At 75.4% G+C, this 15,093-nt stretch carries 14 protein-coding genes; 6 read left to right on the top strand and 8 right to left on the bottom strand.

Annotation, left to right across the window (positions count from 1 at the left end):
• The first annotated feature begins 232 nt into the window (after positions 1-232).
• On the top strand, positions 233-1,363 hold the full coding sequence (locus tag ACIF6F_RS25675) for a hypothetical protein (RefSeq protein WP_399950947.1): 1,131 nt from the start codon (positions 233-235) through the stop codon (positions 1,361-1,363).
• Positions 1,364-1,414: 51 nt separating this feature from the next.
• Positions 1,415-2,398, top strand: a complete 984-nt coding sequence (locus ACIF6F_RS25670) for an SDR family oxidoreductase (protein WP_399950944.1) — start codon at positions 1,415-1,417, stop codon at positions 2,396-2,398.
• Here the strand turns inward: ACIF6F_RS25670 and ACIF6F_RS25665 are convergent.
• Positions 2,388-5,840: an NB-ARC domain-containing protein gene (locus ACIF6F_RS25665; RefSeq protein ID WP_399950941.1), complete on the bottom strand. Its 3,453-nt coding sequence runs from the start codon at positions 5,838-5,840 to the stop codon at positions 2,388-2,390. The genes ACIF6F_RS25670 and ACIF6F_RS25665 overlap by 11 nt on opposite strands.
• A 203-nt stretch (positions 5,841-6,043) precedes the next feature.
• Between ACIF6F_RS25665 and ACIF6F_RS25660 the strand changes: the two genes are divergently transcribed.
• Both ACIF6F_RS25660 and ACIF6F_RS25655 read left to right on the top strand, forming a co-directional pair.
• Positions 6,044-6,634, top strand: a complete 591-nt coding sequence (locus tag ACIF6F_RS25660) for an SMI1/KNR4 family protein (protein ID WP_399951368.1) — start codon at positions 6,044-6,046, stop codon at positions 6,632-6,634.
• A gap of 51 nt (positions 6,635-6,685) precedes the next feature.
• Complete coding sequence (locus tag ACIF6F_RS25655) at positions 6,686-7,237, top strand: hypothetical protein (protein WP_399950939.1); 552 nt, start codon at positions 6,686-6,688, stop codon at positions 7,235-7,237.
• A gap of 164 nt (positions 7,238-7,401) precedes the next feature.
• Here ACIF6F_RS25655 and ACIF6F_RS25650 read toward each other — a convergent pair whose 3' ends face one another.
• Both ACIF6F_RS25650 and ACIF6F_RS25645 read right to left on the bottom strand, forming a co-directional pair.
• A complete protein-coding gene (locus tag ACIF6F_RS25650) occupies positions 7,402-8,235 on the bottom strand; it encodes an enoyl-CoA hydratase/isomerase family protein (RefSeq protein ID WP_399950936.1) in 834 nt (277 codons plus the stop codon).
• 89 nt (positions 8,236-8,324) lie between these two features.
• Positions 8,325-9,056 carry a PIG-L deacetylase family protein gene (locus ACIF6F_RS25645; protein WP_399950933.1) on the bottom strand — a complete coding sequence of 244 codons (732 nt, stop codon included), beginning with the start codon at positions 9,054-9,056 and terminating at the stop codon, positions 8,325-8,327.
• Positions 9,057-9,108: 52 nt separating this feature from the next.
• Between ACIF6F_RS25645 and ACIF6F_RS25640 the strand changes: the two genes are divergently transcribed.
• Positions 9,109-9,909, top strand: coding sequence for an MBL fold metallo-hydrolase (locus tag ACIF6F_RS25640; RefSeq protein ID WP_399950929.1), 801 nt, complete (start codon positions 9,109-9,111; stop codon positions 9,907-9,909).
• 47 nt (positions 9,910-9,956) lie between these two features.
• Here ACIF6F_RS25640 and ACIF6F_RS25635 read toward each other — a convergent pair whose 3' ends face one another.
• Entirely contained in the window at positions 9,957-11,258 is a 1,302-nt protein-coding gene (locus ACIF6F_RS25635) for an alpha/beta fold hydrolase (RefSeq protein WP_399950926.1), read from the bottom strand.
• Positions 11,259-11,426: 168 nt separating this feature from the next.
• Complete coding sequence (locus tag ACIF6F_RS25630; RefSeq protein ID WP_399950923.1) at positions 11,427-12,512, bottom strand: S-(hydroxymethyl)mycothiol dehydrogenase; 1,086 nt, start codon at positions 12,510-12,512, stop codon at positions 11,427-11,429.
• A 127-nt stretch (positions 12,513-12,639) separates the two neighbouring features.
• Here ACIF6F_RS25630 and ACIF6F_RS25625 point away from each other — a divergent pair, with 127 nt between their 5' ends.
• The gene (locus tag ACIF6F_RS25625; protein WP_399950920.1) at positions 12,640-12,930 is read left to right on the top strand and encodes a hypothetical protein; all 291 of its coding nucleotides are present in this window, start codon (positions 12,640-12,642) and stop codon (positions 12,928-12,930) included.
• Between the two features lie 20 nt (positions 12,931-12,950).
• Here ACIF6F_RS25625 and ACIF6F_RS25620 read toward each other — a convergent pair whose 3' ends face one another.
• Genes ACIF6F_RS25620 through ACIF6F_RS25610 form a run of 3 tightly spaced genes read right to left on the bottom strand, consistent with a single transcriptional unit; the run spans position 12,951 to position 15,079 of the window.
• On the bottom strand, positions 12,951-13,223 hold the full coding sequence (locus ACIF6F_RS25620) for a hypothetical protein (RefSeq protein WP_399950917.1): 273 nt from the start codon (positions 13,221-13,223) through the stop codon (positions 12,951-12,953).
• Positions 13,224-13,256: 33 nt separating this feature from the next.
• Positions 13,257-13,901: a response regulator gene (locus ACIF6F_RS25615; protein WP_399950914.1), complete on the bottom strand. Its 645-nt coding sequence runs from the start codon at positions 13,899-13,901 to the stop codon at positions 13,257-13,259.
• Positions 13,898-15,079: a sensor histidine kinase gene (locus ACIF6F_RS25610; RefSeq protein WP_399950911.1), complete on the bottom strand. Its 1,182-nt coding sequence runs from the start codon at positions 15,077-15,079 to the stop codon at positions 13,898-13,900. Before ACIF6F_RS25610 ends, ACIF6F_RS25615 begins: the two co-directional genes overlap by 4 nt.
• Positions 15,080-15,093 lie beyond the last annotated feature (14 nt).

The raw sequence follows: 15,093 nt of genomic DNA, 5'->3' as shown, positions 1-15,093 counted from the left end.
CGCCGTCGAGGGACCACGCTCCGGGGCATACTAAGCGGTCGCTTGCCCGGAAGGGAATGCTCCGCGGCGGGTCCGCGCACGGGAGGCGGCCGGAGCGCCCGCCGCTCCGACCCGGGCGCTCGAACTCGACGTGAACACCCCACGAAAAGTGGTCTGTACCGTTCCGCCCCGATCCGCCGTCACACAAGGCAACATGTCCCCCACACGAACCATTCACATGGGGGGACACCACGTGAACAAGCTCAAGCACGTCTGCATCACCGCCGCCCTGACCGCCGGCCTCGTCGGCGTCGCCGGCCCGGCCGGCGCCGCACCGGCGCCCAAGCCGTGCAAGCCCGAACTGCTGCTCCTCAAGTCGCTTACGGTCGGCGACGGTTACGCGAACGGCGAGGTCCTCGGCTTCGGCGCCGGCGACCTGTCGGTGGGGTCGAGCGAAGGCAGGCCGGTCTTCTGGGAGGGCGTGAAGGTCACCGCCGTCCCGCTCCCCGCGGGCTGGACCACGGGCCAGGTCAACGCCGTGAACGCCGGCGGCCTGATGGTGGGCTCGCTGACCCGCAACAACGGGACCGACGCGGTCGCGTTCACGTACCGCAAGGGCGACGCCGCCGTCACCCTGCTCAGCGCGGCCGGGGACTACAGCTGGGGGGCTGACGTCAACGACGCCGGGTACGTGGTCGGCACCGCCGCCGGCACCGCCACCGTCTGGCGGGACGGCCAGGTCGTCCGGCGCCTGCCGGTGCCGGCGGACGCCCACGCCGGCACGAAGGTCGGCGCGGTCGGCATCAACAAGCGCGGCGACATCGTGGGCACCGCCTGGACGTACTACTGGGACGAGGCGGGCGACTACCCCGTCGGCAACAGCCACCCGGTGGTGTGGCCCGCCGGCGGCTACGACCCGTACAGCCTCCTCGTGGAGAACCAGGCCGACTACACCATCGGCAACCGCGCCAAGGACATCGACGCCGCGGGCCGCGTCGTCGGCTTCGAGGACGTCAACATGAAGGCCTGGTACCGCACCACCGCCCAGGTGTGGAAGAAGCCCTACGACGCGCTGCCCACCCTGCCCGGCAAACTCCCCGGGCACGAGGACGGCGACCTGTACGCGATCAGCCCGACCACCAACGTCAGCGTCGGCTCGGCCATGACGTACGAGGAGGGCTACCCGCAGAAGCTCAAGCCGCAGTACTGGCCGGGCTCGGGCCCCATGCTCACCCTGCCGCTGCCGAACGCGGACGCGACCGGCCGGGCGAAGGCCGTCTCCGACGACGACCGCGTGGGCGGCACCGTCATCGACCACGACCACCTCGTGGGCGAGTCCGCGGCCGTCTGGACGTGCGCGAGCAAGCAGGCGTACGCGCTCTGACCGCCGGCACGGGGCTGGTGATCCGAGGCCCGGCGCGCTATCGATGCGCGCATGGAGTCCACGGAGCACGGCCCGGCGGAGCACCCGCCTCAGCAGCAGCCCATGCCCGGCCTGCCGGCCCCGCCGCCGCTCGGCGCCAGCGCCCTGCCCCCCGGTACGTACGCGGGGCGGACGGTGCTGGTGACGGGCGGCGGCACCGGCCTGGGCAAGGCCATCGCCGCCGAGTTCGCCCGGCTCGGCGCGCACGTGGTGATCGTCGGTCGGCGAGCCGAGCAACTCCAGCAGGCGCGAGCCGAGTTGGCGGAGATCACGCACGGCGCGAACGGGGCGGCCGGCCGGAACGGCGCGGACGGCGCCGAGCCGGGCGCCGGCCGGATCACGGCCGCCCTCTGCGACATCCGGGACCCGGAGCGGATCGCGGAGGTCTTCGACGCCGCCGTGGCCGCCTCCGGACTGCCGGACGTCCTGGTCAACAACGCGGCCGCCAACTTCCCCGTACCGGCCGAGGACATGTCGCCCAACGCCTGGCGCGCGGTCGTCGACACCACGCTGACCGGCACCTGGCTGACGACCCGCGAGTTCGGCCGCCGCCACCTGGCCGCGGGCACCCCCGGCTCGATCCTCAACATCGGCGCCTCGTACGCCTGGACGGGCGGCCCCGGCTTCGCGCACAGCGCGGCCGCGAAGGCCGGCGTCAAGAGCCTCACGGAGACCCTGGCCGTGGAGTGGGGCCCGTACGGCATCCAGGTCAACGGCCTGGTCCCGGGCCTGGTCCCGCACTCCGACATGACCGCCGACATCCGCGCCGGCCTGACCCGCGACGAGGGCACCGCCGCCCTCCGCCAGCCCGCGCTCCGCGTCGGCCTCCCCCGCGAACTGGGCTGGGCCGCGACCTTCCTGGCCTCCCCGTACGCCTCCTTCATCACCGGACACACGCTGGTGGTGGACGGCGCCAACTGGCAGCGCCGCAGCCTGGTCAACCCGGAGGTCACCCCGCTCCGCGAGCAGCTGGGCCGCGGCCCGTTCACCCCGTAGCGGGCGGGCCGAGGAACCCGAAGAGGTACAGCCCGCCCGAGCCGCACACGGCGAGGTCCCGGCCGTCGGGGCTCCATGCGCAGTCCGACAGCGGCCGTTCCGTGCGCAGGGCCGTCACGAGCCCGCCGGTGTCCGCCGACCGGACGCGGACGGTCGCGTCCTGGCCCACGGAGGCGAGCCACGAGCCGTCCGGCGAGAACGCCACGGCACTGACCCCGCCCTCATGCCCCGTCAGCGTGCGGATGCGGGTCCAGGTGCCCGTGGCCCTGAGCACGACCGTGCCATCCGCTCCGGCCGAGGCGAGCAGCCCGCCGTCCGGCGACACCGCCAGACCCGGCACCTTCCCGACATGCCCCGGCAGGACCGGGCCCGGGCGCCAGCCGCCCGGGCCCGGGTACGCGGTCCACACACGGACGGTGCCGTCCGCGTCCCCTGCGGCAATCCAGCTCCCGCCGGGGTCCACGGCCAAGGCGTGGCAAGCCGCCCGGGACCCGGTCAGCCTCGTCGGACGCTGCGCCGGGCCCCCCTCCCAGACCTCGACGGTGCCGGTTTCGAGCGCCACTGCCAGCCAGGAGCCGTCCGGCGCGAACACCACGTCGTGGGCGGTCCCCGGCAGGTCGGTGTGCCTGCCCGTGGCCGTTTGGTACACCCGTGTCAGGGAGAAGTCCGTGACGGCAGCGATCCGCGTGCCGTCCGGGGCGACGGCCACGGCGGTGACGTTCGAAGGCACCGGCGTGAAACCGGCGAGCCGCCCGCCCGTCGCCCGGTCCGCCAGCCGGAGCGCTCCGCGGTACCGGGCCGTCAGCCAACTGCCGTCCGGGGCGAACGCCACCGCGTACTGGCCATCGGGACGGCGGGCCGGGGTGTCCGGGAACGCGCCGCGCACTGCCCAGAGCTGTACGGTGCCATCGCTCGAACCGGTGGCGATCCAACTGCCGTCGGGGGCTGCGGCCAGCGGCCGGTCCCAGGAGCTGCGGGGCCGCACCGAACCCAGCGGTATCCCCTGCGGCGCGTCCCACAGGTGCACCCCGTGCTCATCGGCGACGGCCAACCAGGAGCCGTCCGGGGCCAGCGCCAGGCCGTCGATCCGCTGGAGGCCGTGCGCCACGGGACGCCGGTGCCCGCCGAGGTCGCGCAGCTCCACCCGGCCTTCGGGCCCGACCACGGCCAGCGAGCCGTCCGGGAGGAGGTCGAACACCGGCCGCAGCGTTCCGCCGGTGCCGAGGGCAGGCGTGCGCCGCCAGTTCGCCGTGGACCAGAGGCTGAGCTCCGAGTCGCTTCCGGTGGCGAGGTGGGAACCGTCTGCCGCCATCTTCATCCGGTACACCGGGCCCCCGGCTTGCAACGCGCGCACCGTCCACCACCGGCCCGGTTCCCAGAGCCGCAGGGTGCCGTCACCGCTGCCGGTCACCAGCCAGGCGCCGTCGGGGGCGAACGCCGCACCGGTGACGGCGAGCCGGTGACCGCGCCCGCCGGCCATCCGTGTTCCCGTCTCCACGTCCCAGATCTTCAGGCGCGGGCCGTACCCGGCGGTCACCAGGATCCGCCCGTCGGGCGACAGCGCGAGGGTGTTCACCGGGTCGGAACCGTGCCGCAGTACCCGCACGCACCGGCCCGACTCCGCGTCCCACACCCGTACGTACCCGGCCCTGTCGCCGCTGGCGATCCGGCTCCCCGTCGCGGCGACGGCCAGCGTCTCGATGGCCCGGGTGTGCCCGGTCAGGGTGCGCAGCAGCCGGCTGTCCGGCAGGTCCGGAGGATCCCAGCGGTTGTACAGCAGCGGGTGCACCCCCGGGTCCCGGCGCCGGGACCCGACCTGCTCCCGCCAGAGGGGCTCGTGAGCCAGGCGGCTGTGCAGGGTGGCGGTCAGGGCGCCCGCGGGCTCCAGCGGGGCGAGCAGGTGCGCGATGCGGTCGAGGTCGCGGGCGACGCGGGTGCCGGTGCCGGTGGGGACGCGGCGGGCGTCCTGCCAGGGGGCCGAGGGGCCGCGCTGGTGCAGCCGGGCCTCGACCCAGCGGAGGTCGGCGACGAGCGCCTCGGCGCGGTCGGTGCGGCCGGCGGCGAGGAGGTGCTCGACGAGGTGGTCCAGCAGGTAGCCGTCGGTGGCCTCCCAGGGCGCGGGACCGGCCTCGTCGGCCAGCAGGGCGTGCAGCCGGCGCAGTTCGGCCTCGCCCAGTTCGCCGCGCAGGTAGTCGCGGAGCACGTCGTGCAGGGTGAGCCGGCCGCCGTCACCGGGCGTGAGGGAGACGAGGGAGAGGCGGTGCAGGCGCCCGCAGAGGGTACGGGTCGCGGTCTCGTCCAGCCCGCCGGTGACCGCCCAGAGGCGGGCGACGAGGGCCACCGGTACGGCCTCGTCCTCGACGAACACCCCGAGCTCCGCCAGGCGTCGGGGCCCGTCGGCGGGCAGCAGGGTGGTCGCGGCCTCGACGGTGGCGCGTACGGCCGTGGACCGGCGTACCGGATCGTCGAGGTCGAGCGCCGTCACCGGTCCGGGCGACTCGCCCGCGGCGGGGCCGTGCGCGGCCAGCCTGTCGAGGGCCGCGCGGGCGGCGGCGGACGGGTCCGCGCCGGCGGCGACCTGACCGGCGACCAGCCGGTTCGTGAGCCGGAGCAGCAGCGCCCAGCGGCCGGTCGCGCGCAGCAGGCCGACGGTCAGTTCCTCGGGCAGCGGCGGGAGTTCCCAGGTCAGGACGGCGCGGGCCTGGGCCTCTGTCATCTCCCCCACCACGACGCGCCGGGTGCCGGGCGGCAGCAGCTCCGGGACGCGGGTGGTGACCAGGCGCACGCAGCTGCGGCCGCCCTGGAGGAAGGGGGTGAGCTGCTCCTCCTCCCAGACGTCGTCCAGCACCAGCAGGGTGCGGGGCCGCTGGTCCAGCAGGCGGCCCAGGTGCCGGCCGGCGAGGCCGGGGTCATCGAAGGTGCGGGTGTCCCCCGTGACGTAGTGGGTGACCTCGGCCACCTTGGCGGCCACCGCCGCCCGGCCACGGACGTCCCGGCCGACGGTGACCACGTACACGCGGTCGCGGAAGCGCCTGCGGACGCGGGGGTGCGCGGAGACGGCGCGGGCCAGGACGGTCTTGCCGAAGCCGCCGTCGCCGTCCAGCGAGGAGGTGAGGGCCACCGTCCCGCGGCGGTGCCGGCGGCAGACGGCGGCGACGGCACGGGCGCCTTCCGCCCGGCCGACCACCCAGTCCGCGACGGCCTCGGCGGGCGGCGGCGGGGGGTCCCCGGCGACGGCCGCGGGCCGCTCCTGGCGCCAGGCGGTGAGGAGGGCGGCGACCAGGGCCACGGTCCCGAGCCCGCCGACCCACCACCACGGCCGCTGCCGGATCTGGTCGAGGAGGCCGGGCCACCGCTCCTGCGCGGTGGCCGCGTTGGCGGCCAGCGAGGCGAGCACGGCCACCACGGCGACGACCCCGCCGAGCAGCGCCCCCTTGACCACGCCCCGCATCCCCACCCCCGAACCCGAACCCGAAGATAGCGCCGCCGTGAAACCCACCGCAGCGGTATCCGCACCACCGCCCCGGCACCTGCTGCCCGGGGCGGCCCCCTGCCGCCGGCCGGGTCCAGGAACCCGCCGCCCGGCCCGCTCCCGGCAGCGTGGCCGTGGCCGCCCTGCCGTCGGCCGGGTCCCGGCACCCGTGCATGATGGCCGGCATGAACACGGAAACCTGCGACCCGGCCGAGCTGGCCGCCCTGCGTGAGATCTTCGCTTCACGGCCCGGCGCCGCGCCGCCGGCCGGCTGGGAGGCGGTGCGGGCCTTCGAGGCGGAGCACGGCGTGCTGCTGCCGGAGCCGTACCGCACGTTCGTGGCGGAGGTCTGCGACGGGCTGCCCGCCGGGCCGCCCCACTACGGCCTCCTCCCGCTGGCGGAGACCCCGCAGGACTGGGGCACGGACCGTCCCGAGCGCCTGCTCGCCGAGCCCTTCCCGCTGACCGGGGCGTGGCTGTGGGAGGAGGACGACGCCGTGGTGGAGCTGTCGGTGGAGGAGTTCGAGGCCCGTACGGCGACCGTGTTCGACCACGGTTCGCTGCTGCTGGGCACGGACGGCTGCGGCATGTACTGGCACCTGGTCGTCACCGGCCCGCAGCGCGGCCACGTCTGGCAGATCGCCGGCGAGGGCGCCCTGCCGTTCGGCCCCGACTCTCCGGACGCCCTGATGCCGGGGACCCCCGGCTTCGCGGGCTGGGCCGGCCACTGGGCCGCCGGCCACGACTGGTTCCCCGACGCCTAGGACCGGGCGGTCGCAGCGGTGTCGTCGGCGTTTCGATCTTGGGGGCGGACAGTGGGGACGGACTTGGGCGGGGCGCTGCGGCGACGCGTGTGGCTTGCCGTCGTGGGCCTGGCGTGCGTGGGGGTGGTGTCCGGGTGTGCCTGGGGGCCTGACGAGTCCGTGCGGTACCTGGAGAGCTACTCCGAGCACCGGCCGCTGCGCGTGGTGGGATATCCGTCCGCGGGGTCGCTCCAGGTCACGCAGCAGGTGGTGTGGGCCCTCGGGGACGGCGAGAGCGAGGCCCTCGCGGAGATGACGGCGGAGGAGGAGCGGGGCTCCGACGCGCGGAAGACCGCCGCCAACTGGGTCGGGGCCTTCGGGAAGGGGGCCCGGGGGCGGGTGACGGCCGAGTTCTACGACGAGGGATCGCAGCGCCAGCTCGTGGTCCTGTACTTCCACGACACCGGTCAGGTGAAGGGCATCAACGTGCGGGTGACCAACGAGGAGGGGGCGGCGGACGGCTGGCGCGTGAGCCTGGACGAGTCCGACCCGGCGGAGGTGCGGGCCGTGCCCGAGTGGGTGCCGAAGGAGCCGGGCGGGCTGGGGTCGACGATCCTGCCGTGAGCCGTACGGGGCGGGAGGCGGGGGCTCGGCAGGGTGTGCGCACCGCGGCGGCGCCGCTGCCGGGCGCGAGTCGGCGGCCATGGGAGCGTGGGGCGGGCGGCAGCCTTCGGACGCCGGTCGTCGGCCTCGGGAGCGTGGGGGCGGCGGCAGTCGCCGGGTGACGGTCAGCGGCCGTGGAAGTGCGGGGGGCGGCGGGTGGCGGCGGCCGTGTAGCCCTCTCGGCAGTCCTCCGAGGTGAGGGTGAGGGCGGCGGTCATGGCCGTGCGGTCCAGGGCGGCCGGCAGGCCGGCGTCGGCGAAGGCGTCGACGGAGCGCTTGATGCCCTGGACGGCCAGCGGCGCCTGTGCGGCGATCTCGGCGGCGATGCTCCGGGCGGTCGCGTCCAGGTCGGCGGCCGGCACCACCTGCTGGACCAGGCGCAGCCGTTCGGCCGTGGCCGCGTCGATCCGGCGGCCGGTGAGGGCCAGGTACTTGGCCCAGCCGGCGCCGGCCTCGCGGGCGATCCGCAGGTCGCCGCCCGCGTCGACGGCCACGCCGAGCCGGGCCTCGGGGAGGGCGAACACGGCGTCGTCGGCGGCCACCCGGATGTCGGCCATCAGCGCCAGTTCGAAGCCGAAGCCGAGGCAGTAGCCCTGGACGGCCGCCACGACCGGCTGGGGCAGCCGGGAGAACACGGCGAACCGCTCGTGCACCCAGCGGATGCCCTCGTAGTAGTTGCGCGTCCGTTCGGCCGCCGACGCTCCGGTGATCGCACCGCCGGGGGCGGTCACGTCGATGCCCGCGCAGAACGCCCGGCCCTCGGCCCGCAGCAGGACGGCCCGTACCGAGTCGTCGAAACGGATCCGGTCGGCGAACAGGCCGAGCTGGCGGGTCGACTCCCAGCTCCAGCCGTTGAGCTTCGCGGGCCGGCAGAGGGTGAGGACCGCGAGGTGGTCCGCCACGTCCAGGCGGATGCGCTCCTCACCCTCGGCGATCTCCGTGCCGATCGTGTCGATCACGTCGTTCCCCCCTTGGCGACTTCAAATTGATGGGTCGTCAGATTAGGGGGAAGCTCGGCGTGCGTGAAGGGCCGGCCGGACCGCGGCGGTCAGCGGGCGAAGAGCTCGAACGGGACGGCCGGCCTGCCGCCGAAGCGCTCCGCCGCGCGCTGGGCGTTCTGGGTGAGGAAGGTGCGGCAGTAGGTCTCGGGGTCCTCGTCGGTGAGCACCTCGATGTAGGCGCGGTGCTCCAGCAGGGACTTGACGGACCGTTCGAGGCCCGGCGTCGCGTCGGCCGCGTGGGTGGGGGACGAGGAGCCGGCGATGGCGACCCAGCGCACGCCGTTCCAGGGTTCCAGGCCCTGCTCGGTGAGTTCGGGGAAGATCCAGCGGTTGCCGGCGTCGGCGGCCGCGTCGAGGGTGGCGCGGCCGACGGCCCGGTGGTCGGGGGTGTTCCAGGCGACGCCGCCCCAGGTGTCGCGGTGGTTGAGGGTGATGACGAGTTCGGGGCGGTGGCGGCGGATCGCGGCGGCGATGTCGCGGCGCAGGCCGAGTCCGTACTCGATGACGCCGTCGCGGTGGTCGAGGAACTCGACGGTGGACACGCCCACGACGGCGGCGCTGGCGCGCTGCTCCGCCTCGCGCAGCGGGGCGCAGGTGGCGGGGTCGAGGGTGTCGATGCCGGCTTCGCCGCGGGTGGCGAGGACGTACGCGACCTCACGGCCGCCGTCGGTCCAGTCGGCGATGGCGGCGGCGCACCCGTACTCGAGGTCGTCGGGGTGCGCGACCACGGCGAGGGCGCGCTGCCAGTCGGTGGGCATGGGCTTCAGCTGGTCGGTCATGATCCGCACAATAGGTCAGTCGTTCGCGTGATTCCCTTACCCGGGAGACGAGTTGGAGATTTCCCTGCCGGGCGGACCCGCGGTGGTCCCGCTGTCCGACGCGTCGGGCCTGTTCGAGTCCTCCACCCTGGTCCGTACGCTCTTCCCCGGCGCGACGGAGGACGACTGGCAGCGGGCCGCGGCAGCCGATCCCGAGGCCTTCGGGCCGGGCGGGACCTGGCGGCTTGAGTTCCGCTGCTTCGCAATCCGGCGCCCCGACGGCGGGGTGACGATGGTGGACGCCGGCGTCGGGCCCGCCGACGCGCCGGCCGCCGACTGGGCGCCGGTGCCGGGCCGGCTGCCGGAGCTCATGGCACGGGCGGGCATCGCCCGGACCGACGTGGACACGGTGGTGCTGACCCACCTGCACGGGGACCACGTGGGGTGGGCCGTGGGGCCGGACGGCGAGCCGTACTTCACCGAGGCCGCCTACCTGGTCCAGCGGGACGAGACCGCACCCCTCGCGCCCGACGCGCCCGCGCTGACCCGGGTGGTGGCGCCGCTGCGGCGGGCGGGCGTGCTGCGGGAGGTGGCGGGACGTCACCGTATAGGTTCACATGTGACATTGCTCCTCACCCCCGGGCACACCCCCGGCCACCAGTCCGTGCTGGTCGACGGGGCCGGCCGGGACCTGGTGCTGACGGGCGACGTGCTGGTGCACGCCGTGCAGTGGGTGAGCCCGGAGGTGCCGTACGCGTACGAGAGCGACCCGGTGTCGGCCCGGGCCTCGCGCGAGGCGCTGCTGGAGCTGGCCAGGGAGCGGGGCGCCCTGCTCGGCACCCCGCACCTGACCCGCCCCTTCGTCGAGCCGTAGGGGGCGGCGCTCCCGGCGTCCTTCCAGGTCCCCCGGCGCCCCGGCCCTCAGACCTCGTCGCGTACGAGCGCCAGCAGCCGGTCCAGGACCCGCGGGCCGCCGGCGCGGACGCCGTCGTGCTCGAACTCGTCCGTCACCCAGGTCCGCAGCCCCCGGATCGACCGGGCGGTGTCCAGCGAGTGCGCGGTGTCGACGTACATGTCGTCGTGGTAGACGGCCGCGGCGACCGGCACCCGGTTCGCGGCCAGGCGCGCCCGGTCGTACAGCGGTCCCCAGCCGGTGCGGGCGGCGAGCAGGTGGGCGGTCTCGCGCAGCGGGGCGAGGGCGGGGTCGGTCTCGAAGAGCCAGGGGTGCACGGTCTCGCCCGTGAACAGCAGCGGTTCGTCGCCGGCGAGGGTCTTCTCCGCGTCGAAGCGCGGGAATTCGGCGCGGACCCGCTCGGCGGCCCAGTCGGTGGCCCGGCCCGGGTCCTGCGCGTAGATCGCCTCGTGGAGCAGGGCGTACAGCGGGTGTCCGGCGTACGAGAGCGCCGCCTGCACGCCCTCCAGGAAGGCGTCCGACAGCTCGTGCCCGGACGGCGTACGGACGAAGGCGCCCTCCAGCAGGTAGTGGAGCTGGTGGCTGCCGTCGGCGGCGCCGAGCATCAGGCCGAGGGACTGGAAGGCCTCGGGCGTCAGCCGGAATCCGCCGGGCAGGACCGGCCGGCGCTCGGCGAGGTGAGCGGCGATGCGGCGGGCCCGCTCGACGTCCATCGGGTAGCGCTCGTAGTGGGCGAGGTTCTTGCGGATGATGCGGGGGTAGGCGGCGCGGTACACCTCGTCGGCGGTGGCGTCGAGGGAGGGCAGGCCGCCGGTGACGAGGGCGGTGTGGATGCCCTCGGGCGCGGTGGACAGGTAGTGGGTGGTGCAGAAGCCGCCGAAGCTCTGGCCGAGCACGGTCCAGGGCGCGCCGCCGGTGAGTCCGGGGCGGATGGCCTCGCAGTCGCGGACGATCGAGTCGGCGCGGAAGCGTGCGAGGTAGTCGGCCTGTTGGGCCGGGGTGCCGCGCAGGGGCAGGGTCTGCCGGTTGGCGGGGGTGGAGCGTCCGGTGCCGCGCTGGTCGAGGAGGAGGACGCGGTACTCCTGCGTGGCGCGGCCGAGCCAGGCCCCCCGGCCGGTGAACCGCCGGGCGCCGAACCCGGGGCCGCCCTCCAGGTAGAGCAGCCAGGGCAGGCCGGCCGGGTCCTTCCCGGCCGCCGTCACCTCGCGGGCGAAGAGTTCGATGCTCTCGCCGCGCGGGTCGTCGTGGTCGAGGGGGACGGTGAAGTGGTGGTCGGTCAGGAGCACGCCCGGCTGACGGTAGCGGTGCATGAGGGGTTCCTTGGGTGGGTGGGCGGGTTGCGGTGGGTGTCGGTCGGTGGGGTGAGGTGTGACATTGCGCGAAGGGCCGTGCGGAGCCCTCGGCGCGCGGAGGAGGTGGTGGCGGCCGGCCGCCGGGCCCGCGGGGTGCAACCCGCCGGCCCGGCGGCCGCCCCCGCGTCAGAACTGCACGACGGAGCGGAGGACTTCGCCGCGCTCCATGCGCGCGAAGGCCTCCTCGACCTCGTCGAGGGCGATGGTCTCCGAGACGAACGCGTCGAGGTCGAGCCGCCCCTGGAGGTAGAGGTCGATGAGCACGGGGAAGTCGCGTTCGGGCAGGCAGTCGCCGTACCAGGAGGACTTGAGCGCGCCGCCGCGCCCGAAGACGTCGAGCAGCGGCAGTTCGAGCTTCATCTCCGGGGTGGGTACGCCGACCAGCACCACGGTGCCGGCGAGGTCCCGGGCGTAGAACGCCTGCCGGTAGGTCTCCGGCCGGCCGACGGCGTCGATGACCACGTCGGCGCCGTTGCCGTCGGTGAGGGCCTGGACGGCCTTGACGACATCGTCGGTGCGGCCGTTGACGGTGTGGGTGGCGCCGAGCGTGCGCGCGAGGTCGAGCTTGCGGTCGTCCAGGTCCACAGCGATGATCTTCGCCGCGCCGGCCAGGCGGGCGCCGGCGACGGCGGCGTTGCCCACGCCCCCGCACCCGATGACGGCGACGGAGTCGCCGCGGCCCACGTTCCCGGTGTTGAGCGCGGCACCGAGACCGGCCATGACACCGCAGCCGAGGAGCCCGGCGGCGGCCGGGGAGGCGGCCGGATCGACCTTGGTGCACTGGCCGGCCGCGACGAGGGTCTTCTCCGCGAAGGCGCCGATGCCGAGCGCCGGCGAGAGCGGGGTGCCGTCCTCTAGGGTCATGGGCTGGGAGGCGTTGTGGGTGGCGAAGCAGTACCAGGGGCGGCCGCGCCGGCAGGCCCGGCAGCTTCCGCACACCGCACGCCAGTTGAGGATCACGAAGTCGCCGGGCGCGACGTCGGTGACGCCGGGTCCGACGGCCTCCACGACCCCGGCCGCCTCGTGGCCGAGCAGGAAGGGGAACTCGTCGTTGATGCCGCCCTCGCGGTAGTGGAGGTCGGTGTGGCACACGCCGCAGGCCTTGACCTGTACGAGCGCCTCGCCGGGCCCGGGGTCGGGGACCAGGATCGTGGCCGTCTCCACCGGTGCGCCCTTGCCGCGCGCGATGACACCTCGTACGTGATGCGTCACAGTACAACCACCTTTGTCAGCTTCGACCAGGACGTTCGAACGTATCAGCCGCCCCGGGCCCGGAGGATCCCCCTACCCGCCCCGGTCCGGATTCCACCGGTCCCGTCCGGGCGTGTTGGATGGCGGCATGGCACGACGCACGAAGACCCCCCGCCCGCCGTTCGCGCTGCCGCGCGGCATCCTCCTCACGGCGCCCCCGCGCGGCTGGCGGCAGAGCCTCACGACCGCGGACGGCGGCACGGTGTGCGGCGGTCTGGCCGGCGTTCCCGCGGACGCGTCCGCCGCCACCGCCCGCGACGCGGCGGCCGACCTGGTCGCCTCCCTGGCCCGTGACTTCCACGGCACGGTGGTCACGGTGGTCTGGCACCCGCCGGCCGCCCCCGACGCGTGGACCGCCGACGTCGTCCCGGTGGGCTGACCGGCGCCGGGGCGGGGCCGTCAGGGCGCTTCGGTGGGGCGCTGGTGGCCGCAGTGGACCTCGGTACCCGACGCGTCCTGGACGCCTGCCATGTGGCCGACGTTGGAGAAGACGCTGACGCCCCGGGCGTGGACCGTGACCTCGAAGGGGGCGACGGTGGCCGGGTCGGCCAGCTCGGTGTCCGAGCTGACGGTGAAGCACTCGCCGGGGTTCAGCCAGTAGTCCTCGCCGAGCGGCTCGACCCACAGGGTGAGCGGGGCGCCCGTGTCGTTGTTGACCGCGATCTTCTGCATGTCCGCCAGCGTACGGCGGCTCCTGGGACCCCGTCAGAGGAGGCCCTGGTCACGGGCGTAGAGGGCGGCCTGGGTGCGGTCGCGGAGCGAGAGGCGGGTGAGGATGCGGGAGATGTGGTTCTTCACCGTGCCCTCGCTGAGGCGGAGGCGCGAGGCGATCTCGCGGTTGGTGGCGCCGGCGGCGACCAGGCGCAGTACGTCGGCCTCGCGGGCGGTGAGCGGTCCGGTGGCCGGGGCCTCGGCCGCCGGGCGGTCGAGTGCGGCGGCGAGGCGGGCGGTGGCCGCCGGGTCGAGCGGGGTGAGCCCGGCACGGGCCAGCCGTACCGCGTCGGCGAGTTCCGCCGGGGGGAGGTCCTTGAGGAGGTAGCCGCTCGCCCCGGCGCGCAGGGCCCGTACCACGTACTCCTCGTCGTCGAAGGTGGTCAGCATGACGACCCGGCAGTCCGGCGCGCGGCGGCGCAGTTCGACGAGGGTCTCGACGCCGTCCGGGCCGGGCATGCGGACGTCCATGAGGACCACGTCCGGGGTGAGGGTGACGGCCTGGGCCAGGGCCTCCCGGCCGTCGGCGGCGGTGCCGACGACCTCCATGCCGGGCTGGATGCCGAGCAGGGAGGCGATGCCCTCGCGGATGAGCCGCTGGTCGTCGACGACGAGGACGCGGACCGGCCCGGCGGTCACGGGGCGGCCTGCCGGGGAAGGCTCCCGTCCGGCCGGGTCGGGGGTCCGTCCGGCCCGGGCAGGCTCCCGTCCGGCCCGGGCAGGGTGACGGTGAGCCGGGTGCCGGTGCCCGCCGCGCCGGTGATCTCGACGCTGCCGCCCGCGAGTTCGACGCGTTCGCGCATGGCCCGGAGTCCGAAGCCCTCGGCCGCGCCGCCGATCCCCCGCCCGTCGTCGGTGACGGTCAGCCGGGCGGGTGCCGCGTCGAGGTCGACGGTGACCTCGATGCGGCCGGCCGAGGCGTGGCGGCGGGCGTTCGTGATGCCCTCCTGGGCGGCCCGGTAGAGCGCGGTGAGGGCGGCGGTGCCGTACGCCGCCTCCTCGCCCGCCATGTGAAGTGTCACATCGTCATGGTGCCCGACCAGCGCGTCCAGGGCGGCTCGCAGCCGGAACGGTTCGTCACGGAGGGCGCTCACGGAGGTGCGTACGTCGGCCAGCGCCTGTCGGGCGGAGCGGTGGGCGTCCTCCACGGCCCGCCGCGAGGCCTCCGCGTCCCGCTCGCTGAAGGCGCGGGCCTTCTCCAGCTGCACGACGACGGCGGTGAGGTGGTGGCCGAGTCCGTCGTGGACGTCGCGGGCGACGCGGGTGCGCTCGGCGGCTGCGGAGAGTTCGGCCACCTGCCGGTACGACTCCTCCAGACGGGCCCGCAGCCGCCGTTCGGCGACGGCTCCCGACGCCATGGCCAGGGTCAGGACGAGCCCGAGGCCCAGCATCAGCAGGTCGGACACGGCCTCCGGGCGGGCGTACCAGCGCGGGGTGGTGAACGGGACCAGGGCCAGGCACGCGGCGGCGAGGCCGAAGGCCCAGGCCCGGCCGAGCGCGAAGTACGCGGTGAACGGCACCAGGACGAACAGCACCCGGGACAGCCCGGAGCCGTCGGCCGCGGCCACCAGGGCGATGAGGGCCGCGCGCAGGGCGAGGAGGGCCACGGTGGCCGGGACGGGAGTCCGCCCCGGCCGGAGGCGGGCCTCGCCGAGGTCCAGCGCGAGGAGCGCGGCGAGGCCGGCGGTGAAGAGGAGGGGGCGGGTGGCCCCGCGACCGGGGTCGCCGAGGCCGGCGGCCGCCGCGTACCAGCCGGCGGCCAGCACGGCGGCGTACAGCAGGGGCGAGATCCAGGGAGCGGGCCGGGAGGGGTGCACCCGCCTCACCGTAG

It is taken from the genome of Streptomyces sp. NPDC086023, from assembly GCF_044540325.1.
Lineage (GTDB): Bacteria > Actinomycetota > Actinomycetes > Streptomycetales > Streptomycetaceae > Streptomyces.
Note: the sequence above shows the minus strand (reverse complement) of the source record. Positions and strands in the feature narration are given on the sequence as shown.